This is a genomic window from Ketobacter sp. MCCC 1A13808, from assembly GCF_009746715.1.
GTDB lineage: Bacteria > Pseudomonadota > Gammaproteobacteria > Pseudomonadales > Ketobacteraceae > Ketobacter.
Map to the genome: position 1 here is coordinate 36,173 of NZ_VRKW01000001.1, position 22,149 is coordinate 58,321.

The 22,149-nt window shown below is 47.3% G+C and carries 17 protein-coding genes; 6 read left to right on the top strand and 11 right to left on the bottom strand.

The window, feature by feature from the left end; all coding sequences use genetic code 11:
• Positions 1-11 precede the first annotated feature (11 nt).
• The 4 genes from FT643_RS00155 to FT643_RS00170 all read right to left on the bottom strand — a co-directional run bounded on the left by FT643_RS00155 (position 12) and on the right by FT643_RS00170 (position 4,358).
• Positions 12-764, bottom strand: a complete 753-nt coding sequence (locus tag FT643_RS00155) for a P-loop NTPase family protein (protein WP_156868675.1) — start codon at positions 762-764, stop codon at positions 12-14.
• Entirely contained in the window at positions 765-2,219 is a 1,455-nt protein-coding gene (locus tag FT643_RS00160; RefSeq protein WP_156868676.1) for a hypothetical protein, read from the bottom strand.
• An 88-nt stretch (positions 2,220-2,307) separates the two neighbouring features.
• Positions 2,308-2,919 carry an XrtA/PEP-CTERM system exopolysaccharide export protein gene (locus tag FT643_RS00165; protein ID WP_156868677.1) on the bottom strand — a complete coding sequence of 204 codons (612 nt, stop codon included), beginning with the start codon at positions 2,917-2,919 and terminating at the stop codon, positions 2,308-2,310.
• A 23-nt stretch (positions 2,920-2,942) separates the two neighbouring features.
• Positions 2,943-4,358 carry a TIGR03013 family XrtA/PEP-CTERM system glycosyltransferase gene (locus FT643_RS00170; RefSeq protein WP_198043213.1) on the bottom strand — a complete coding sequence of 472 codons (1,416 nt, stop codon included), beginning with the start codon at positions 4,356-4,358 and terminating at the stop codon, positions 2,943-2,945.
• 268 nt (positions 4,359-4,626) lie between these two features.
• Between FT643_RS00170 and tviB the strand changes: the two genes are divergently transcribed.
• Entirely contained in the window at positions 4,627-5,904 is a 1,278-nt protein-coding gene (gene tviB, locus FT643_RS00175) for a Vi polysaccharide biosynthesis UDP-N-acetylglucosamine C-6 dehydrogenase TviB (RefSeq protein ID WP_156868678.1), read from the top strand.
• Between the two features lie 47 nt (positions 5,905-5,951).
• Here tviB and FT643_RS00180 read toward each other — a convergent pair whose 3' ends face one another.
• On the bottom strand, positions 5,952-6,611 hold the full coding sequence (locus FT643_RS00180) for an SPOR domain-containing protein (RefSeq protein ID WP_198043214.1): 660 nt from the start codon (positions 6,609-6,611) through the stop codon (positions 5,952-5,954).
• Between the two features lie 425 nt (positions 6,612-7,036).
• Here FT643_RS00180 and FT643_RS00185 point away from each other — a divergent pair, with 425 nt between their 5' ends.
• A complete protein-coding gene (locus tag FT643_RS00185; protein ID WP_198043215.1) occupies positions 7,037-7,618 on the top strand; it encodes a YfaZ family outer membrane protein in 582 nt (193 codons plus the stop codon).
• 33 nt (positions 7,619-7,651) lie between these two features.
• On the opposite strand, the gene FT643_RS00190 is transcribed toward FT643_RS00185, so the two are convergent.
• A complete protein-coding gene (locus FT643_RS00190) occupies positions 7,652-8,299 on the bottom strand; it encodes a 50S ribosomal protein L11 methyltransferase (protein ID WP_198043216.1) in 648 nt (215 codons plus the stop codon).
• 117 nt (positions 8,300-8,416) lie between these two features.
• Here FT643_RS00190 and FT643_RS00195 point away from each other — a divergent pair, with 117 nt between their 5' ends.
• Positions 8,417-9,607 (top strand): two-partner secretion domain-containing protein, encoded by a 1,191-nt coding sequence (locus FT643_RS00195; RefSeq protein ID WP_198043217.1) that lies wholly within the window; start codon positions 8,417-8,419, stop codon positions 9,605-9,607.
• A gap of 58 nt (positions 9,608-9,665) precedes the next feature.
• Here FT643_RS00195 and FT643_RS00200 read toward each other — a convergent pair whose 3' ends face one another.
• Complete coding sequence (locus tag FT643_RS00200; RefSeq protein WP_156868683.1) at positions 9,666-10,877, bottom strand: sensor domain-containing diguanylate cyclase; 1,212 nt, start codon at positions 10,875-10,877, stop codon at positions 9,666-9,668.
• A 183-nt stretch (positions 10,878-11,060) separates the two neighbouring features.
• Here FT643_RS00200 and FT643_RS00205 point away from each other — a divergent pair, with 183 nt between their 5' ends.
• Entirely contained in the window at positions 11,061-12,782 is a 1,722-nt protein-coding gene (locus tag FT643_RS00205) for a ShlB/FhaC/HecB family hemolysin secretion/activation protein (protein ID WP_156868684.1), read from the top strand.
• A 14-nt stretch (positions 12,783-12,796) separates the two neighbouring features.
• Positions 12,797-13,381 carry a YfiR family protein gene (locus FT643_RS00210; RefSeq protein WP_198043218.1) on the top strand — a complete coding sequence of 195 codons (585 nt, stop codon included), beginning with the start codon at positions 12,797-12,799 and terminating at the stop codon, positions 13,379-13,381.
• A gap of 33 nt (positions 13,382-13,414) precedes the next feature.
• Here FT643_RS00210 and FT643_RS00215 read toward each other — a convergent pair whose 3' ends face one another.
• From FT643_RS00215 to FT643_RS00225, 3 genes are all read right to left on the bottom strand, one after another.
• The gene (locus tag FT643_RS00215) at positions 13,415-14,917 is read right to left on the bottom strand and encodes an amidase (protein WP_156868685.1); all 1,503 of its coding nucleotides are present in this window, start codon (positions 14,915-14,917) and stop codon (positions 13,415-13,417) included.
• Positions 14,918-15,919, bottom strand: coding sequence for an ion transporter (locus tag FT643_RS00220; protein ID WP_156868686.1), 1,002 nt, complete (start codon positions 15,917-15,919; stop codon positions 14,918-14,920).
• A gap of 80 nt (positions 15,920-15,999) precedes the next feature.
• Entirely contained in the window at positions 16,000-16,629 is a 630-nt protein-coding gene (locus tag FT643_RS00225; RefSeq protein WP_156868687.1) for a TetR/AcrR family transcriptional regulator, read from the bottom strand.
• A gap of 258 nt (positions 16,630-16,887) precedes the next feature.
• On the opposite strand from FT643_RS00225, the gene FT643_RS00230 reads away from it, so the two are divergent.
• Positions 16,888-18,117 (top strand): DAPG hydrolase family protein, encoded by a 1,230-nt coding sequence (locus tag FT643_RS00230; RefSeq protein ID WP_156868688.1) that lies wholly within the window; start codon positions 16,888-16,890, stop codon positions 18,115-18,117.
• Positions 18,118-18,147: 30 nt separating this feature from the next.
• On the opposite strand, the gene FT643_RS00235 is transcribed toward FT643_RS00230, so the two are convergent.
• The gene (locus tag FT643_RS00235) at positions 18,148-22,083 is read right to left on the bottom strand and encodes a DUF1631 family protein (protein WP_156868689.1); all 3,936 of its coding nucleotides are present in this window, start codon (positions 22,081-22,083) and stop codon (positions 18,148-18,150) included.
• Between the last annotated feature and the right edge of the window lie 66 nt (positions 22,084-22,149).

Here is a 22,149-nt window from a genome sequence, read left to right on the forward strand (position 1 = left end):
CCAGCTCTGCGCTAGTGATTAAATATCAGACCAGCGAGTTTGTCTTTTCCAATGGCCTCCACCGCGGCCTCTACTTTGGCTTCGGTGGCTTTCCCATAGGGCACAATCAACACTGAGAAATCGCTGAGTTCCGCCAGAATCCTTGCTTCCGCCCAAAATTCGATAGGAGGAACATCCAGCAAAATATAGCGATCGGGATACCGCAGTTTGAGATCTTCAACAAACTGGGACATCCGGCCAGATGAAAAATATTCCGCACCAACCTCAAGCTGAGTACCCACCGGAATAACCCGTAACCGAGGTATCCCTGTAGCGTAAATAATATCGTTTATATCCAGGTTGTCTTCTGTCAGGTAGTCAGTAAGACCGTAGTCCGGCGCCACGTCCAGCAAAGAGCCCATGCCCGGATTATAGAGATTACAATCGACCAGCAGTGCAGTTTTTGTTTTATCCAGTGCCAGCACGGCCCCTAGATTCGTGGTCATCAAAGTGGCGCCTGCATTCGGCACGACAGAGGTCACCATTAACACAAAATTCCGCCCATTGGCTTTCTTTAATAGCTGTGTGCGAATTTCCCTGAATGCGTACAAGGCTTCTTTATTGGGCATACCGGAATGAACTATTTTGCGATCAGATAGCTCGTCAGCCGACATCGACCCCAATTCTGCCATATTAGCGATTTTTGAGGATGCGTCTTTCGACTTGTACATATCGATTACCTGAGGTCGCCGCACTCCTGATATGGATTTATTTTTCTTTCCCATCTAGAGCATCCCCTCTTGGTACGCGTAAGCAATGGAGAGGTAGGCGACCAGTACTATGCCTAAAAATACGCTCAGTAAAATAACATCACTGCGCATTACCCGCTTGGTTAACGGGGTAGACAAATGGGGCACTACACCCAGCACAGGAACTCCAGCACATCGTTCCAAAGTTTTTGCTGTCCGAATACGCGGATCAAACCGGATATACCCGGCCAGTAAAAGCAGCGGAATTAAGATCCCGAGCAATGGACCGGCTATAAAAAACTGTGAGAATCTCAGCCCATCCGGACCAGAAGGAAAGCGCGCTGATTCGTAAACGCGATAACTGGTACCCCCTTCACCGCCTTTCTTCAGAGACACGCGAGCCTTTTCCTTTCTTGCCAGCATCTCCTGATAAACGGACTTTGTTTCTTCATAATCCCGGGATAACTCGGCCAGGCTGACCTGCTTTTCCGCAATCCTGTCGAGACGTTTGAGGTCTTCGGCAATAAGCGTGTTGGTTCTTTCAAGCAATTTTTTCTTGGCGATGAGCTCCGCATTTTCGCTGGCAATGCGTTTTCGAAGCGTTTCATACACCGGGTTCAGGTCTTCGATGGAATGGGTTTGAGGCTCAGGAACGTAGCCCGGAGATGTCACCCGTTGAAGCTCTTCCTTTAACGAGGCTATTTTCCGCTTCAAGCCAATGACATCAGGATAATCTTCGGTGTAAGTGGATCTTAGCGAATCCAATCGGGATTGAGTGTCCGACAATTGCGCGAGTAACGTTTCTGAAATATCCGGCTTATCGCGGTACTTCTTTTCCCTTGAAATCTGCTTTTCCAGCGAAGCGACCCGGGCCTGTTGACTGTCGATGGTCAGGGTAGCCTTTTTAACTTCCGCTCGATAATCAGCGATACGCTTTTTCACTTCAACTGGCGTACCATCTAAATCTTTCGTATTGTACTTGTGAATCTCTATTTCGGCTTCGCGTAACTGCTTTTTGTAATCGTTGGCTTGGTTTTTCGCGAATTCGTATATATCTCGGGCCTTCTGTTTCCGGCTCTTTTCAGATCCATCGACAAATAGTTCAACCAATTTCACCAGATTGTTATACGACTCGGAGCGGTCAGGACTGGAATAGGCTATCCGTATCTTATTATTCTCAGTTTCGCTCACCTCAATGGATTGAGACAACTTGCGAATACCTTGTTTAACATCCATACCCTCGGACGTTTCTTCCGGTAAGCTCAACAACAGTTCGCGCAGCAGTTGCGGTGACTTGATCGCTTCTTTCACTACCCGGAGGCGTTCACTTTTATCCACCAACGCCTCTTGGCCGGGAACCAGTTGCTCGCTCGCAGGCTTCTGCTCAACATCAAGCGTAATGACTGCGGTAAACTTTTTTGGATACAGGGTTCCCACCCCAAGCACCGTCAGGCAGATCACGGCAAAGAGCAATGCGATCCATGATTTCATGCCGATTGCTTCTTTTAAAATCACCTGCCTTATAGAAGGATTGTACGGCGCGGGGGAAGGTTTAGAACTCATTATTCAGAACCAACGGTTAGAATAAGCGCTCTGGCACAGTCACAATATCGCCGGGCTGAAGCAGGAAATTGGTCTGGATGTCACCCTTGCCCAAAATATCGTCGAGTTTTATCTCGTATATTTTGGTGCCTGCACTGCTCACACGATATAATTTGGTCGCATTTGCATTGGCAAAGTCGGTTAAACCCCCGCTCACTAACACCAAATCCATGACAGTCATACCTTTATTGTAGGGTAATGAAGCTGGCTGATTGACTGCACCCGTAACACGGACACGATGCAAAAATGCAGAGCTCACCGCATCGGTCACTACCACAGTAACCTGGGGGTTCTTGATAAAATTGGATAGCTTGCCTTTGATTTCCCCTGCCAGCTTCACCGGCTCCTGTTCCGCAGCCTGAATATCACCGATCAACGGAACGGATATCATGCCATCCGGGCGCACCGGAACTGCGACTGAAATATCCGGATTTCTCCAGACTGAGATACTGAGTTGATCGCCCACACCTATCGTGTAGCCGCCGGTTTTTACCGGTGATGTTTTCTGTGGAACCACAATCGGTTCCTCACTCGTGGTTTCGCATGCAAACAGAAATAAACATACGAAAATAACGGCCAGTGATTTCATTCTTTGTTTTCCTCTATCTGGAGTTATCTGACGCCTTTGCCCAACAATACTACTTCAACTGTTTGTATAACTATCAAAATATCTAACAAAAGACTGTGATTTTTTGTGTAATAAAGGTCATAACGGAGCTTGTTCGAAGCGTCTTCAACCGACGCCCCATAGGGAAACTTCAGTTGTGCCCAGCCAATTAATCCCGGCTTAACCCGATGTCTTTCATTATAGAAAGGGATTTGCAGAACCAGGTCTTTAACAAATTCCGGTCTTTCCGGACGCGGTCCAACGAAGCTCATGTCGCCTTTCAATACGTTATAAATTTGTGGTAACTCATCTAAACGGGTATTCCGGATAAACGCACCGACCTTGGTTGCCCTCTCATCATTTTCCTGGGCCCATACTGCCCCGTTTTTTTCCGCGTCCACTTTCATGCTTCTAAGCTTGAACAGATCGAAGGTCTTCCCGTTCAGGCCGACCCGGGTCTGCCGATACATAACCGGCGATCCATCCTCTATGAAAACGGCGATAGCCGCAAGGAACATGATCGGCCAGGACACAAAAAGCAAAGCACAACTCACGAGTATATCAAATACTCGTTTGGAAATATCTCGAAAAGCGGAATACTTAAAGCCTTCGGAGAATAACATCCAGCTAGGATCTAATTGATTTAGCTCAATCCGTCCGATTTCCCGTTCACAAAAATCCACCGCACTGACTACTTCCACCCCGGAAAGCTTGCAATCCAACAATACATCGAGGGGCAGGTTACCGCCCAGATCCCTACGTCGTTCATCCAGGGCGACGACGATCTCACTGATCCGGTTCACTTTACAATATTCGAGTAGTGGCGTGTCACTCCGAAGGATTTTCTCGGCTGGCAGATCGGGGTGTACTATTTTGCCGGAAGGTATTACACCTTTTATGAACACATTACTCAATTTATCTTCTTTATGTAGATTGGAAATGACCTGTACAGCCTTATTCCCTGCCCCCCAGATAACGATTCTGCGACGTAACTGGTTCAGGTCGACAATCAGATAAAAAAGCAGCCTCAGCATCAGACAAAAAAACAAACCGATAATAACGGATATAGAGAGAATGCCCCGCGCTAGCTGTAAATTGGGAAAAATATAATAAAGAACCGTCAGACTGCCGCATCCCAGCAGAAAAAAGGCAACAACGGACCGCACGGCCACACCGGAGAAGCCCTCCCGGATTTTGGCTTCGTATACGCCCAGAGCTAATGTACAACAGGACATGATGACCGCGAATATCAACGCCTTAATTGCGTAAGGGTTGCGATAATCAAGCAGGTTCGCATTTGTCTTGGGGAACCGTATCCAAAAGGCTATGTAAACTGAGAGTATCAAAAGCCAGTATTCAATCAGTGTCAGAGCAACGTATTGGATGGGTAGATAATGTTTAAATATGCGTATGTGAAACACGCTAAACCCTTGATAAACAGACGGTTAAACAATACAGCAACGAGTATAGAGGAAATTACAAGCTATATATAGGTTGATGCTTTATAAATGGACTAAGCCGTGAACCAGTATTGCCTTTATACAAATTCGCTCTATTCTGGTCCCATGAAAATGCGCTTAAGTCATTGCAATGCTTAATACTTTCATAATTTTGATATTGAACTTAAACTCAGCCATTACACCATAATGCCTAATATCCAGCGGCAAGTCTCACAAATAAGGATTCATTATGCCCCCAACTACCAATCCTACCTTAGCCATCATTGGTCTGGGCTATGTGGGCCTTCCCCTGGCAGTGGAATTTGGCAGAATTATCAACACGATAGGGTTTGATATTAATCAAACGCGCATCCAGGAACTGCAGGACGGCCATGACAGTACACTTGAGATAACCTCCTCCGAGTTGGCCAGCGCAAGCCTGCTGAGCTTCACCACCGAGACGGAGACTCTACGCCAGGCTAACGTCTTTATCGTGACCGTCCCCACCCCCATAGACAAGCACCGCAGACCGGATCTTAAGCCGCTCGAATCGGCCAGCCGCCTATTGGGTGAAGTGATCAAAAAGGGCGATTTGGTCATCTATGAATCCACTGTCTATCCAGGCTGCACAGAAGAAGTTTGTGTACCCATCATCGAATCCCTGTCTGGCCTGACTTACAATGTCGATTTTTACGCCGGGTATAGTCCTGAGCGTATCAATCCGGGTGACAAACTTCACCGGGTGAATAACATCGTTAAAGTTACCTCCGGTTCCACCCCCGAAACAGCCGACTTCGTGGATGCGCTATATCAGAAGATCGTGACTGTAGGCACTCATAAAGCCAGCAGTATCCAGGTAGCAGAGGCCGCCAAAGTCATTGAAAACACGCAACGGGATGTCAACATCGCCCTGGTTAACGAACTCGCTCTAATTTTTAACCGGCTTGGTATTGATACCGAAGAAGTCCTCAAAGCCGCCGGCAGTAAATGGAATTTCTTACCCTTCTGGCCGGGCCTGGTGGGGGGCCACTGCATCAGTGTTGACCCTTACTACCTGACCCACAAGGCTCAGGAAATCGGCTACCACCCCGAGGTTATTCTCAGCGGCCGTAGAATCAATGACACCATGGGAACCTTTGTGGCCGAATCCGTTATCAAGCTGATGACTCAAAAGCGGATACATGTGGTGGGCTCACGTATTCTGATCATGGGGCTGACATTCAAAGAAAATTGTCCCGACCTGAGAAACACCGGAGTCGTGGATATAATTGAAGAGCTTAAAACCTATAACGCCAATATTGACGTGTACGACCCCTGGGCTGATCCGGATGAAGCGAAAAAAGAATACGAACTGAAGCTAACCGAAAGCCCGGATAACAACACCTACGACGCCATCATAATTTGCGTAGGACACAAGCAATTCAAAGCAATGGGTGCCGACAAAATTAAGCAGTTGGGAAAATCAAACTCGGTGATTTTCGACGTTAAATACATCTTGCCGAAAGACCAGGTGGATGGCAGGCTTTGAGTTCGACCTGCCATTCACTTTGCGATTCATGCACCAGCGGCAAGCGCCTATTTGATCCGGCGCTTAAGCGGCATCATCCTCATCGCCACCAAGCGATCTTCTGCTTTATTCATTACCGAAACATCGGAAAACGGCCCTACATTAACGCGATACCAGGTATCGCCGTAACTGCCGCGAGACTTGGTATAGGTTGCTTTCATCCCCATCTCTTTTAATTTCCGCACCAATGCAATTGCGTCCGCCCGACTGCGCATGGAAGCCGCTTGCAGCATATATGTATAGGTGGCACGCTTAAGATCGTCTTCTGTTATATAAATTCCCTTTTGTACAGGGATATCCCAAGTGCTTGCCTGAAGGGAATCGTAAAATCCATAGCCCACTTCGGATTCCGGCTCGCTGTTCACCGCAGCCTCGAAAGCTACCTGTTCCTGTGTTTCACCCTCTATAGTCGCAACCTCATCCAAGTCCTTGGTGAAAAAGGAATGTGAATTCACAGCAGAGTGCAACTCATGGTCAGCGCCCTTCTCGGTTTCCGGAAACACGGTTTCTTTTTGATATTGCTGAACACCTTCAACACCGGGTGCAAATTCGGCTAACGTTGCATCGTCTGTTTTTGTCCGGCTATAGACACTGATCGAAAGCGTCACCGTTAAAGCAACTGCAATGGCGATTACTTTAATCTGCCGACGGGTAAAAACAGGAGACATAACAGGGGCCGCAGACATTCTCTTTTCAATAAGAATCTCTGCGGGGTGATTACATTTAGAATGGGTGGCAAAATCGTGAATCATGGTTAGGCGTTTTTATAAATAATTCGGCTTAGCTGAAACGCTAAAGGTGTTTTTGAAGAATAATTAAACTATAGCGCATGTCGGGCCAGAAGAAATCAATTATTGTCGAATAATTATAGTCTTACCACCGCATATTGATAGCTTCGTTAGAGTTTGGTCGTAAGTCACCGGCTAAATGCGTCAAAATCCCGTGCATTCCCCTATTTTGGTTAGGATGCTCCGCCGTTCAGAATCAATCCATTGAAAATCTTTGCTTTTTTCGGCTGGATTGATTGAATACTGGCTCAATCCAAAAGATAATGCCTCGCTTGTATCGTCTCAATCACCCTCAGGGGGCATCTATGGGTATTTCCAATTCAATAACCACGCTGATCACCAGAACTTCCCTTTTCTGCATGACCTGTTTCGCTGTTTCAGCTAACGCACACACGTTGGATTTAAGTCTCAACAATGATGCTGTCGGCCTGGATTACACAACGCAGGTTTCACAATCTGAAGTTAATGTGGGTGCGGGAATACTCCATCACCAAGACAACGGTGACGCCTATTGGGGAAGTTTTTTCGTCGCAGACAATGTGAATAAGCAGTCCGGCATTCTGGCGGGCCTCGGTGGCCGCCTCTATTATATTGATGCAGACAAACAGAACAATTCGGGTACCGCCCTCGGGCTGGGTGGTTTTGTTAACTGGGATCTTCCCAACGTCACTAATCTGAGTTTACGCAGCGATTTTTACTACGCCCCCGATGTGTTGGCATTCGATGAGGTTAAGCGATTTGTTGATTTCTCAGCTCGCGTGCAATATCGGGTTATTGAGCAAGCCTGGATATACTTGGGCTATCGTAACGCGGAGATGAAAGGCACTTCGGGCTCAGATCAGAAGATCGATGAAGGGGTGAATGTGGGCTTGATGCTGTGGTTCTGAACCGAACCTAACAAGCCCCGATAACTGCCAGAGTCACACTCGATTTCGGTAAAAGCGAACTTCATTGTTCGCTTTGGCTTCTTTGAAGTCCGGAAATGAGGTCGTATACCGCGTGCAATAATGCTCGTATTGACTATGTATCAGATTTTTTAATCTCGAATCCGCCACCACCACATCGTCAGAGCAAGCCAGGAACCAATCCAGAAACTTTAGGTTTTCAGCTTCATAGAGCACATCGGCTGCCAGCACCAGATCCACTGCTTCAGGAATTGAATCAAGGTCCCGGGTTACAATAAGTTCGGTATTATTGCGTTGGCAATTGATCCGGATTACCGATATTGCAACCGGATCAATTTCACAGGCATACACACGTTTAGCGCCAGCCAGTGCAGCCGCTATCGCGACCACTCCGGCTCCGGACCCAAAGTCAGCAACCACTTTTCCCTTGACCGATATACTCCCCTGAAAAATTTCATTGACCATGGCACGGCCACTTGCCCAACAAAAAACCCAGTAAGGCGGGTCGTCGCCAATTTTATCGGCCTGCTCTGCGGATATACGGCTATCATCGTAATCTGCATCTATTAATAATAACTCCAACTGCGGATAGGCCGGTAAACCCTGGAATCTCAATTTTGCACCCGGCAAAAATGTTTGTAACCGAAGTAAAGGTGTACTCAAAATGAACGCCTCATCCCAACTCGCCATCAACCGTTGTGCTGCTAAGCGTGGATCTTAACCGCAATGGCGCATACACTTCTATCTTTCCGGTCCATCAAGTCAAACCAAGATCAGACTATGACCATGCATGACCTCAACACGAAAGTGATTTTCACACTGGCTCGAAGTGCCCCGTTTTCCCGCAGCCTCAGAAGCGTATTAATGGCCTGCCTGCTGGCCATGCCGCCTATCGCGGTTAGTGCCCCTGTGCTGGATAACGTAGTCTCGGGTGACGCCGACATTACGTCAGGCCCGACCACAACGATTAACCAGGTCAGCCAGAATGCGGCCATCGACTGGCGTCAATTCGATATTAGCCCGGGTGAGTCCGTTGAATTTATCCAGCCCGATATAAACTCGATTGCACTTAACCGTGATCTGTCTGGAACCCCGAGTGAACTATTCGGCAGTCTGATAGCGAACGGCCAGGTCATGCTATTGAATTCTGCAGGCATCCTGATCGGGAATGGGTCGAGTATCGATGTCGGCAGCCTGGTGCTCTCGGATATGACGGTAAGCGATGAAACCATGGCCACCTTCGGTGGTAACGGATCAGCGGGCCCACTGGCTTTTACAGACGAGGAATTTGCTGCGGGAGGTATCACGGTGATGGGAAACATCGTGACGAACCAGCCTGGAGGTCTAACCCTCATGGGGCAATATTTGTATCTGGAATCAGGCGAAACCTACTCCGGTGAAGCCAATACCGATTCCGCATATGGGAATACCGATTTTATAGTCGGCGGTAGCGCAATCCTGGTCACGGACCCCAATGGTTATTACGGCGTTGAGCTTAACACCATTACCCCGGTCGACAGCGACATTTCACCGAATGCAAAATTCATTGAAGGCTCCGAAACACCGGGACGCATGGTTTTTCATACCAACAACGGAGATGTGAATTTTGTGGTGAGGTATTATTCCGACACAAAGGCAGACGCTTTGAGCATTCGAGAGCAATCCATTCAGGTGCTGGGTGACGGTAACACCAGCCGCAATATTCTCGCTGTCACCCGCCCGCCCTCAATCCGGCCGGATACGAAAGATGAAATTGACAATACGATTACGGTAACACTCAATGACGAGCCCGAAGAAGCAACGTCAACGTCAACGTCACCGGAGGAGGTAGCAGAACAGCGAGGTAGTTCGTTAGACAATTACATGGCAAGCTGTGAACCGGTCGACCGGAATGACCGGGAATGCCTGAGACAAAATGCAATCAAGCGTTATCTGGGAAAACTGTTGATTGGTGGGAGCTTGCCGGACTAGAACTGTGGGCGTACCAGCGGAAGCCAGACCCAAGCGTTCACCCTACCGGCTCACCCTGCTACCCACCTTTATAGATTTTATAATTAGCGCGTCCGGCGTCTTTTGCCTGATATAAAGCCACGTCAGCGCTTTTCACAATCGAGCTCACATTGTCGTTCCCGTCGGACATGGCAATTCCGATACTGGACGAGATGACCAGCTGCCTGCCCGCCAAAATCAAGGGCTCTGCAAACCCGTTTAAAATGCCCTGCGCGGTGATCTCGAGCTCTGCCTCTGACACACCGACCTGCAACACCGTGAACTCATCCCCACCGAGCCTGAAAGCGGTGGCATTCAACGGCAGTGCAGCCTCCAGACGCTTAGCTGCAGCCTTTAGCATCAGATCCCCGATATCGTGCCCCAACTCGTCGTTGACCTCTTTGAATTTGTCCAGATCAAGAAAAATCAGGCCCATTCTCTCACCACTGCGGCGGGCGTTTTCTAGCGCGAAGAGCAAACGTTCACTGAACATTCTGCGATTCGCGAGCTTCGTCAGCGGATCATAGTAGGCAAGTCGGGTTAGCTCCTCGTTATCTGCTTCAATTTTATTCAGCATGGCATTAAACGCCGCAATGGTTTCCCCGATTTCATCTTCGTTGGTGGTGGAGGCACGGATTGAAAAATTATTGTGTTCAGTGATTTTGCTGGCGACATCACCCAAATCAACAATAGGCTGATATATAGCGCGTTGTAACCGCTGGGTTATCAGAAAGGCCGTAACCAAAGACACACTCAGAATGACGATACTCATCAATATCTGACTTTGTAATCGACGATCCAGATCAATCAGGCTGGTGCGGACCATAACGGTGCCGATTTCCAAGTCATTCAATTCGATCTTTTGATAGGCATCAAGATAACCAAGGATAAAATATTCACCGGCTTTTTTCGGCTCTGGAGGGCAATCCGCATCCGTTTCAGAGCCACGGGCGACCTGGGCAAAAATTTGGTTGACTGAATTGTACATACACGCGAATTCAACGGACTGCCGCACTAATAAGGACGTAAGATTGTCTTTGGCGCGCGCCTGGTCCCGAAAGCTAAGAGCAGCCGCGCTTCTGGAGGCGATCACCTGTACCAGTATCGACATCTCTTCGGCAAGTATCTCCTTCTGCTTAATCCGGTCCAGAGTTAAAACACCCATACCGGTAAACAACAAGCCGATTGTACTTGTTAAAAGTACAACGACGATCAGTTTTGTTTTAATTCTTAGTTTTCTGAATTCCATCATAGCTGTATGATAGCGCACTCGATGATAGAAACGGTCAATCAATTCAATTGGTAGAACCCGATTGCAGAAAATAACACCAGCAACCGGATTTGACTAAACAAATAAGCAGATAAAAAATAGACTGACTGAGTATAAACAAATAATTTGTAATTTGCGGTATTTTCAACTAATCCAATCGTCCCTATGGCAGATATAGCCCGCTTTGAACCACCTGCAGGGCGAAATTTCTGCTCCTATTTGATTCTGCACCTCTGTACTATTGTTACCCTTAGTGCACTATTAACCCCAGCAGCCTTTCCAGATAATCTGAGTCCCGCTGCAAAGATTAAAATCAATCCTGACGTTATTGAAAAAGCAGCCGAGGTAACCCTATCTCCCTCAACCGTGCCGGTGCATCAAAGAGCCAATTTTGTCGATGGTAAAGTCCTGATTAAGCGCATTGAACTGAAGGGCGATGCTCTGTTTCCGGAGTACGGCGTCACCCGGGACTATATCAATAACAAGATCCTTCGTACCTATCAGGGAATGGAGCCACTCATGTCCATTTCCGATATGCACTACCTGGCGGACACTCTCACCAACGCTTATCATGAAAAAGGTTTGACCTTCAATCAGGTGTTTGTTGTTCCCGATGAAATCAAAAACGACACCCTGAGTCTGAATATTTTGGCGGGAAAGCTCAGTGAAATTCAGGTAAAAAATAACGAACTGTTTAATTCGGAACGCATTACATCTCCGTTTGAGCATTTGCTTGGCCAAGTTGTCTACGAACCCGCAATTTCTGAAGCCATGAAAAAAGCCAACAGTATTCCAGGTCTGAAAGTTTTTGGCTTCTTTTCGTTGGGCAACAATCCGGGACAAACCCGGTTAAATCTTCACGTTCTGCAGGAGTCGGATCAGTCATTTTCCATTCGCAGCGATAATTTCGGCGTCAACAGCACCGGTATCTACAGGCTTATAGGCCAATACACACAGTACAATATAAGCGGTAAAGGGGACACCCTGAGCGGCACCATCGTATCCACAAATGAATGGGGCAATCTATTCGGATCGTTAACCTACCAAGCCCCGCACTTCGATGGAGGTAAGCTGGGGGCGACCTTCTATTCAAACCTGTTTGAAGTCACGGGCGACTTTCAGGACATTGGATTAAACGGCCACCTTGAGGCGCTTTCAGTCTTTGGCGAACATGACTTACTACGGCAAAATAACGCATTGGCTAGCCTGTCAGGAAGCGTATCCTATAAACATTCAGTGATTGATAGTGACAAATTCGGCGATATCTTTGCTGATATTACTAATTACTTGATGCTGGATTCCGGCATCAACCTATTCTTAGTCAAGCCGGACGGAACCCAAAAACAATCCTTGAGTGTTTCGGCAAGCCTTGGTCAGATAACATCCTCCGACAATGAGAACTCGGATGATTCATTTGTCAGCGTTCACGTTTATTATGGTCATCAGCTGCGCTGGATAGCCGACTCCCCTCAGAACTGGTCAACCGGTATCGATGTGGACCTGTATTACACGCCGGATCACCTGCCGGCGTCGGAACGTCAGGTCATGACCGGCCCCTATGCAGTAAGAAGCTATGAACCTGCACTCTTCAGCGCAGATTCAATGTTCAGGTTATCACTTCACCAGAATATGCACTTGTGGAACGTTTATAAGCAAATAAATACACTGCCTTTTTTCTTTCTCGATTTCGCCGAGGGTAAGAAAATGGACGGTACTGACAATACGGCCTCGTTTCTTGGTGTTGGCATCGGTGTGGATTTTCTATTTAAATCCGCCTTCAATGCCAGGTTGACTTTAGGATTTCCAGTACAGGAGAAGCTCAGCCAGACGCTTCCCGATCCGGCTTCGGATGTAATGATATATGGATACGTGAACATCACGTTTTAAAACGGAAAATCAGCATGCAGACGACACATAAGCTACGGATATTTATTCCTGAATTGGTCACAGGCGTAGTGATATTAACCGTATTTAGTTGGGTGAATATGGCATCATCCGCAACCCGCAGCGACCTGGACCGGGCGCAGGAATATCAGATTAAAGCACTCTTCCTGTATAACTTTGCAAATTTTGTTGAATGGCCCAGAGATGCTTTTTCAGATCAATCAAGCCCTCTCAAAATGTGCCTTTACGGTGCTGTCCCGTTTGGTGAGTTTCTGGATATCGTTAATGGAGTACAGGTCCGCGACCGCACGCTTCAGGTCATTCGCACGACGGACTATGCAAAAATACAAAGCGGCTGTCATATCCTGTTCGTAGGAATCGACCATCACACCGAACTGGATGCCTTTTTCCGCGAACTGAATCATCTCTTTGTCCTGAGCATCGGTAATACGGACGACTTTGCCCGAAAAGGCGGAGTGGTCAATATATTACGGACCTCGGATCAACAGCAGTTCGAAATTAATTTAAACAAAGCCATTGAAAACGGGTTGCTTATCAGCTCGGACCTGCTTAGTCTCGCACGAATTATTAATGACCGTTAGCGCCTTCACATTATTATGCACAGCGGCCATAGACTAAGCGATTGTTTCCGGAATACGATCGAACCAGGGGTGTGCTTTCTCTAACTGAAAAGCCAATTGTAGCAATAACGGATCTTTCAGGCGGGCCGCCATAAATTGAATACCAACGGGCAATCCATTGCGACTGAATTCAAGCGGTACCGACATAGCAGGTTGCCCGGTAATATTCGCCAACTGAGTGAATGGCACCTTATGTAACTGCGCCTCGCCCAGGTTATACAGGGTTTTCCGATTCAGATATTTCGACACACCCAACCGGGTAACCGCCGTAAGCAGTATTTCCTCGAGTTCGGTGCTTTGCATTGTACCCAAATCAAAAGGCGGAACGGCCATCACCGGAGTCATCCAGATATCGTATTGCTCGTGGAAGCGGTCCATTACTTCGCTGAACCCTGCCCAGCAACGCCGCGAATTCAGATAATCTCCCGCCACCATTCCATTGCCAGCCTGATATAGAAAAAAAGACAGTGTCTCGACATTTTTTTTCACGAAGCGAACACCGAACTGGCGGATCAAATTATGAATATCTGCGTTTACATTAGCCAGGTAGATATCAAAATAACACTCCATAAGTTGACGCCCGTTTATTGGCGGGCTTGCTTCTTCCACGTTATGCCCCAGATCGGCCAGCTTAGCGGCAGCCCGGGTAACGGCATCAATACAGTCCACATCCACCTCGCCGCCATAAAGCGATTGCGCAGAATAGGCGATACGCAGTGACTGCTGCAGCGGAATATCCGCAGCGGCTAAAAAATCAGGGGGTATTAACATCGGCACATGGGCTGACGCATCCGGCCCCATTGTACTTTTAAGCACAAGCAGGGAATCACGCACTGAGCGACACACCACATGCTCACTCACAGCACCATCCCAAGACTCATGCAACGGACCTATTGGATTCAGCCCTCGACTCGGTTTGAAGCCAAAGAGACCACAACAGGATGCCGGGATACGTATGGACCCCCCGCCATCACCGGCCGAAGCAATGGGAACAATCCCCGCGGCAACCGCAGCGGCGGAACCACCACTGGAGCCACCAGGCGTTTTCAGCAGATTCCAAGGGTTATGTGTTGCGCCAAAGGCTCTAGGCTCCGTCGTCGCCAGTAACCCGAATTCCGGGGTATTGGTTTTACCCATAATATTGAAACCCAGACGCACAAAACGGCTAACCATAGTCGACTTTTTACTAATAGGAATGCTGAGATAAGCGCTAGACCCGTTGGACGTGGGCACCCCCTCGATATCATTTAAAAGATCCTTCACCAAAAAAGGTACACCGGCCAACTTACCACTGTGCTGGGACGGCACCGGCTGGTGGTTGGCCTGCTCCCGTGCGCGCTCATAAAGTGGACAATTTATTGCATTTATGTATGGATTGACCGTTTCTGCACGATCAATTGCGCACTCCAATACTTCCCGGGATTCAAAATCCCCCCGTTTAAGATGCTCAGCAATTGCGACCGCATCCATTTTGCGGTACTCAACGAACCTAATCATTTAGCCTCCCTGCGTTTTCCAACGCTGAACGCGGACCTCCGCTTTTATAACATCGATTGCATCAATCAGAACTCCGCGGGTGGCTTCGTTAAAACGGTCGCCCGGCTCCAATAATTTGTGAATAACCCCGTCCAGTAATTCACCGACAATAACGTCTGTTTCCCGCTTGCCTAGATCCAGCATAAGTTGATCGACCACGCCATAAACAACATCGCTGACGGTTTGGTTTATCACATCTACCAGTCTAGTTCCTAAAACCGGAACCGACTCCAATATCGCGACCTTCTTTTCATTTTCGATTGCGAATGCGACCTTTTCTTCGATGTATCGTTTCAAAGCGTCCTGATTCGGTAAATAAACGTCTTTACTGATTTCGTTGATCTTGACCGTCAGCCAGTCCGATATAATATTCTGGCGCGGCAGCAAAACATCATTGAGGATCTTTTCAACCATTGGACTGCCCTGTTGAACTTCATCCTGAACACCGTTTAATACGTTCTCCACTACCCTGTCAGAAATTTCCTCCACCAGGATTCCATAGTATTTTTTGATGAATTTACCCAGCAATGAATTTGAAAAATCGATGATGCCATACTGTTGAAGACGGTAGAAAATCGATATTATTCTGAGTAACCTCAGCCACCGGAATGACCCCACCGGTATGCAGCCCAGCAGGTCGTACCAATGGGCAAAGGGATAGAAAAACCACCGGTAATAGGTCTTGTTTACAATAGCTACTGCCCACCTGACAGCGAATTCAAATATAAAGATGGAAACAAAGACCAGATCAATGGAAACAAAGTCGGGGTGAACCTTGCTTTTATAGAACGCGACGAATTCCGGCGACACCAGAGCCAACCCCGTCCGTACTAATTCACTGCTAAATAATGAATCAAAGATGAGCCAGACTAAGTTGACAATGACCAATCCAATCATCAGCACATCGACAATCAACCAAATCGATTGATGGCTTTTTTTCAAATTTTCGATATTTACGTGCATAGGCCTTACATTGTAGATTCATTGATCAATCTAATGTACCTAGCCGTGGATACGATGTCACTGTTGAATTTAAAGGCGACTTAGTCGGGAAACAGAACACCAAAGATAAATTGCTCCCGATTAAACCTGTCAGAGTCCTTCACTGACGGCAAGGACTGAGCCAGATTAGGCATAAGCAAAGGAAAAAAAGTTAGGCTAAGTAACGCTAGAAAAAAAGAATCGTTGTTATAGCGCTTAAGGTGGAGTGACTCACTCCGGGCTTTATCAAACAGCAGCTCAATCGCCAAATGGATATGTACAAAATGCTGCTGAAAATACGCTGATCTTTCGTTGTTTGTCGTACCCTCCCGCACTAACAGCCGGGCAAAATCCGGATGTTCAATAGAGACCTTAATAAAGCCCCGGACTACGCGTTGAAATGACTTCAGATGATCATCACTTTGGGCAGCTTGAGACACGATTGGAAGGAGCTGTATCTGGTAATGCAACATAACCTGATCTGCAACGGCTTTCCAGATTTCAAACTTACTCCCAAAATGATGTCGGATGGTACCGTGAGCAATCCCGGAATGGGCCGCTATCTCCCTCAGCGTCGTCGTATCGTACCCGTTAACTGAGAATAACTCGGTCGCTGACGCAATAATTTCAGCCCTCGTTTTCTCTGCTACTTCAGCGCTCCGTTTGCCTTGTTTCCCGGAAGGTTTTTTCATATATACGAGCTCTCTCGATTCATCGTTAGTCCATTCATACACACGTCAACTGAATGACCGTGCAGACACCACAGGCACCTATTTAGAGCCGGTCACTGCCGTTACCCCAAGCAAGCTGAACAGAAAGCTCTTTTATATCATAGATATAACGCGGTTATAGCCAGCAGCGATTGTCAGCGTATTCGAAGATGTTGATTTATACAATCCATGCGGATAATATAAATCGACAATAATAATTCGTTACCCAGTGAGAAATCCATGCTCAACAAACTGACCAATTTAATCAGAAAAATGCTGGTGATGTGCCTGCTACCCATGTCTTCTGTGCTATGGGCATCTGTCGGCCAACTTGATGGCTTTACAATGAACGGGTACAAAAACAGAACGGTGATTGAGCAGGAAATTAAAGGTATAAGTCCTGAAATGCTGGAATGGTGGTGGGACAATATCAATACCACAGAGCGCTACGCGTTGTGGCACTCCACTCATACCTCATTTGAATGGCTTAACCATCCTGCGCAACCAAACCACCTGGACTATTCAATAGGTGCATCCTACTTAGCCACCAACAGATTAGCCGACTTTGACATCATCACCAAAGTCACCCGTATCGATCCCTCCGTGGCAGAAAAAAAAGTGGAGTACGAACATTGGATGCTGTCGGAGATCGAGTTCGAAGGCTATGACCAACTCACCAATCCTGGCTGGATTCTATATGAGTTCAAGGCCAATGAAGCCACTGACGGAATAGTCCTGCGCACGTCCTTCAAACTGCCCAACCAAATAGGATCGATTTTTCCTGGTTATTCCCAAGCATTGGCGCTTCAAATTCGAGAAAAAATGCAGAATCTGGCCGACTTTTTACCAGCGCTTTTTCAACAGGAATTTATCGAAGGCGAACTGCTGACCCGCGGCAGCGTTGATCGATTCGTTTCAGGTTTTTTGGTTAGAAGCGTAATCGTTGACCAAGAGATAAAAGGGATAACTCCGGACATGCTGGATTGGTGGTGGGACAACATCAACACAACCAGCAGATACAAACGATGGCACCCCACTGCCCACGTCAGTTTCGAGTGGTTAACACCACCTTCGCAACCCGGCCAACTAGAATATTCAGTCGGAGCCGTTCAGCTGGTTTCGGAATATTTAGGGAAATATCGTTCTAATTTACTGATCACCTGGCTCGACCCCACAGAAGTGGCCGATGATGTTACCTATGATCACTGGGTATACGCAAAAACAGACCTGAAAGAACTGCGCGGTATTTTTCCCCAAAGAATGATCCATGAGTACACACTGAATAACACGGGAGATGGCATTTTTATGCGTTCCCGCTTTACTGTGCCTACCTTTCTGGATTGGGTTATGCCGGGCTTTTCAAAAGAACTCGGAAAACACGCCCAGCAGGAAATGCAGATGCTACAGTATTTCTTACCGGATTTATTCGCCAAAGAATACCTGAAAATACCATCAGCGAATCCGATCTAATAGCGACCTGAACTTATGAGCCACCTGCGGTCATGCAACTTCGTGTGCCGGCCGTAGGGAAGTTCCCAAGTCCTCTATTAAAACGGGCTTACCTAAATAGAAGCCTTGTACATAATCAACACCAATATCTTTCACCACTTCCAGAATCTCGTCGTCGGATACAAATTCCGCAACGATTTTCTTGTTAAGGAAGTGCCCCATTTCAGTGATGGATTTGACCAACGCGTAATCCACGTCGTCTTCAGTGATATTGCGCACAAATGCACCGTCAATTTTTATAAAATCAACCGGCAGCCGCTTCAGGTAGGCGTAAGATGATTGACCAGCACCAAAATCGTCCAGCGAAAAGCGGCAGCCTATTCCTTTCATTTCGTTTATAAAATCAGCTGCATCTTCCAGGTTAGCGACGGCTGTTGTTTCGGTAATTTCGAAAATGAGCTTTTTACGCGGCACCTCATATCGCACTAGCGCCTCGAATATGAAATCAAGAAACGTTTCGTCATTCAACGAGTGTCCGGATAAATTTATGGAAAACCCACCCACCTGATCCAATATTTCTTCGTGGGCTAGCATCCATTTCAGAACGCTTTCTATTACCCAGCGATCAACCGCGCCCATGCGGCTGTATTCTTCTGCCGCCCGAATAAAATCGTTTGGAGGCAAATGCTCGCCATTTTGATCGATGACGGTCAACAACACCTCAAAATGGGGCAAAGCGCCTTCGGACTTGACTATCGGGTATATCATCTGGCAGCGTATCTTGAGTTGTTCGTCATCTAAAGCCTGGTTAATGCGGGTGACCCAAGACATCACCTCGTCCCGCTCTTCCATGCGCTCATCGCCCGGACGCACTACCTGTATCTCTTTGCGCCCTTCTTTTTTTCCTATCTCCGCTGCAGACTCAACAGAGCGTAACAATTCCAGTATCTGGTTATTTGATTCATCAAATGACACCATAGACACCACGGTAGAAATAACGAAATTCTGATTGTCTGAAATGAAACGATTATTTTCTATGGATTCTTTTATGTCCGATGCCAACAAATAACCCTGTTGGTCTGCGTCTATTGGCTGGACCACACCAAATTCGCTTCCACCTATGCGCCCGATCATTGCCTCTTCGGTAACGGCCCCTTCGATCCGTCTTGCAATCTCTTTCAGAAACTGGTCCCCGACCTCATATCCACAGGTATTGTTGATTACCTTGAACTGCAGGATATCGATAAAAATTAATACATAGGTGCATTCAAAACGTTTCGATTTGGTAACCGACTGAGCAATACTGCGCTCGAATTCTTTTCGTGTGACCAGCCCTGTCAACTGATCATGAGATGATTCATAAGCCAACTGGTCGTAAATTTTCTGAATAAGTGCATCCAGCCCTTTTTCAACTGCGGGCATATTGGAGTCACTCAATACATGCGCGTCGCCCAAGCGCAATTGATTTGCCAAATCCTCCATGACCAAATCCAGAACCTTCATCCCCTGGTGGTTCACAAACACAAAACGGTCGCTATTTTCAGACACCCATGCCAACTGATTCAGGCTAGAATTTTCGTTGTTGGCACCGAACTCCAGCCACTGCCCTTCCTTTAAATTGCCTGCCCTTTTAATCCAACGTAACAACGGCTTGTCATTTTCATCCAGCCCCAGTTTGACAATACGCTCACCTGGGGACTCTTCCAGATCGTATTCCTGCGAATAGACAGCACACGGAGTGTGCTCTGTTACGCCGTCTTTCAGCAATTGCTCCAGCTCCGCCACCAATGTTTGTTGTAATGCATCGGAAACACTGACTTTGGAAAGCCCCTTGCTGATAAGTTTTACCAGCTCCTCGGCTTTGAATAAAATCTTCGTATCATCGTAGTCACCCGGCATCACTCTGACCAACAACTGGTCCAATACGATCAACGTCATTTCCCAGGCGCGACTTTCGATACCTTCGCGGATATAACTCAGGCGCATCAGATCACGCCAACCACTGGAAACCAGTTTCAGCAAAATTTCCGGAGACTGGCGATCACCAAAGCGCTTACCGAGTTCTTTCTCGACTTTGATGTTCGCCGATTTAATCTTTTCCTGCCCACTACAGGCCTCTGTTACCCGCGATAAATTACGTTCAATAAATTTCCTTTCTTTTTCAACGAGCACATTCAACTTTTCTAATACTGACTGCGTACCCGCCTCGTCACCCGCACCGGTTTGCACTAATTGTTCTACACATTCGCGCAGGATAGGTTTATTGCTATTAACATTGATACTACCTTTGTCAGATAGTAAAGCGAGGTAGTTTACCGCTTGCCTGGTAGGGTGGAATTCAGCCGTAAACAATGTTGGATCAGTGCGCATCACTTCCAGTAACGGCAACTCGAGCTTACGTAAATCAGAGCGCAGGCTTTCTTCAATTCGTTCGCTCTGAACAATATTATTAAACAAGCTTTCAATCATGTCAGCGGAATCGAACTCGCCGACATAAGAAGCACCGTTGGCCCCGGAAGCCTGAGTAAGATATTGCTTCAGCGCACCAGGTGCGTCCAGATCTATACTCCCACTCAACACCTGCGACCGCACAGCTTCCAAAGCGGAATTAAAATCCTCAACCTGTGATTCTGGCACTGAATCTACCGGATTGTCGCCCCGTATCGAATCGACTGGCGCTTCTTTACTGTTTCGTACCCGCCACAAATTAGAAGCCACCGAATACGCCGACTGGGCTTTTTGTAAACCGCTTTGCAACTGTTGGTAAGAACTCTGCATCGGCGCAATGGTGCCGGAAATATAGCCCGCACTACTCTCCACGGCAGCGGGCTCAGTAGCTACGCCAGTGTCCGCTGGCGACGGCGGGCTCGATGTGGAACCGGGAGCCCTATCTGCAGCCTGTTCACTTTTTTCCACTGACTTGGTAGCGGCCGGCTTGTGAGTATTGTTACCAAACGCTTGTCCGGTCAGATATTTGGTAACATCAATATCCGGCAAAACATGGGCATCGATAAACAATTTATTAATCGCTTTATAAAGCCCTCTCAAGTGGGAAAGCAACGTTTCCTGTAGTACGGAAAACACTTGTTTTTCGACTTTATTGGTCATTCTTAAGGGGCGCACAGCATTATAAAACGCATGACAAATGGCGGCGGGTGAATAGGGGTTATAAACGCGCGCGCCACCACTACCGAATGCGGCATCAAAACGCATTTGCAACTCAATAAGCGGCTCCCTTAATTGCAGTTCCGCGCGGGATATTGCTACCCGGACCACAAGCCAATCTTCAAATTCCTCTTTGCCCACCAACGCTAACGTTTGCTGTGTCGCATCGGAATTTTGAGTGTTTTTGTCTTTGTAGCGCCCATTCGCCACATCCGAAGCGTCTGATAAAATAGTGCCAGACATCGAGCTTACGAGCTTTTTGGTGTATTTTTTAAAACCCGCTACTGCATCAAAATAAGGATGCTGTGCCGCATCACTTTTTTGTGAGTTTGCTTGGTTTATAAGATCTTCACATACCTTGGACAGAAATTCCGGAATCCGGTCTTCCAGAAAACTTTCCATTTTACCGTTGGTATGATGTATCAGGTTTGATTTTTTGGCAGCGGCGCTGCTGTTCCGGCTTTCTTCTTCGGTGTGAATATTTTCGTGCGCCGATCTCTCTAGCGCCGCACCGTCTTGGAGGGCTTCAATGTACTTCGGGTTGGGTTGAAGGAACTTCAAACCCAGGCCGATTTCTTTTTGATGAACCACGATCCCGTCAATAGACACATAGCGTTGTGCCAATTTAAAGGTGACCGTTGCGATAGATTCTAATTCAGCCGATTTAGCTTTGACTACAGCCAAATATCGCTGATCTTCGAACGTAACGAATATTCCCTGCTCGCTAAAATCTTCGATAACACAGATGCTTCCCTCACCTTCTCCCAGGTTGAAGACCGCGTCAATGGACACCCCATGCCGAGGGAACTTACGCTTTTCCACAGTTTCACCTTTACTCTACTTAACGTCTCTAAATTAAGTCTAGTAAGTATTTCAAAAAGCGTAACA

What these genes read in the sequence shown, in the direction of transcription:
- FT643_RS00160 (WP_156868676.1), bottom strand. Translation starts at nt 2,219, where the DNA reads ATGAAATCATGGATCGCATTGCTCTTTGCCGTGATCTGCCTGACGGTG.
- tviB (WP_156868678.1), top strand. Translation starts at nt 4,627, where the DNA reads ATGCCCCCAACTACCAATCCTACCTTAGCCATCATTGGTCTGGGCTAT.
- FT643_RS00230 (WP_156868688.1), top strand. Translation starts at nt 16,888, where the DNA reads ATGCTCAACAAACTGACCAATTTAATCAGAAAAATGCTGGTGATGTGC.
- FT643_RS00215 (WP_156868685.1), bottom strand. Translation starts at nt 14,917, where the DNA reads ATGATTAGGTTCGTTGAGTACCGCAAAATGGATGCGGTCGCAATTGCT.
- FT643_RS00165 (WP_156868677.1), bottom strand. Translation starts at nt 2,919, where the DNA reads ATGAAATCACTGGCCGTTATTTTCGTATGTTTATTTCTGTTTGCATGC.
- FT643_RS00155 (WP_156868675.1), bottom strand. Translation starts at nt 764, where the DNA reads ATGGGAAAGAAAAATAAATCCATATCAGGAGTGCGGCGACCTCAGGTA.
- FT643_RS00200 (WP_156868683.1), bottom strand. Translation starts at nt 10,877, where the DNA reads ATGATGGAATTCAGAAAACTAAGAATTAAAACAAAACTGATCGTCGTT.
- FT643_RS00180 (WP_198043214.1), bottom strand. Translation starts at nt 6,611, where the DNA reads ATGTCTCCTGTTTTTACCCGTCGGCAGATTAAAGTAATCGCCATTGCA.
- FT643_RS00225 (WP_156868687.1), bottom strand. Translation starts at nt 16,629, where the DNA reads ATGAAAAAACCTTCCGGGAAACAAGGCAAACGGAGCGCTGAAGTAGCA.
- FT643_RS00185 (WP_198043215.1), top strand. Translation starts at nt 7,037, where the DNA reads ATGGGTATTTCCAATTCAATAACCACGCTGATCACCAGAACTTCCCTT.
- FT643_RS00195 (WP_198043217.1), top strand. Translation starts at nt 8,417, where the DNA reads ATGACCATGCATGACCTCAACACGAAAGTGATTTTCACACTGGCTCGA.
- FT643_RS00210 (WP_198043218.1), top strand. Translation starts at nt 12,797, where the DNA reads ATGCAGACGACACATAAGCTACGGATATTTATTCCTGAATTGGTCACA.
- FT643_RS00220 (WP_156868686.1), bottom strand. Translation starts at nt 15,919, where the DNA reads ATGCACGTAAATATCGAAAATTTGAAAAAAAGCCATCAATCGATTTGG.
- FT643_RS00205 (WP_156868684.1), top strand. Translation starts at nt 11,061, where the DNA reads ATGGCAGATATAGCCCGCTTTGAACCACCTGCAGGGCGAAATTTCTGC.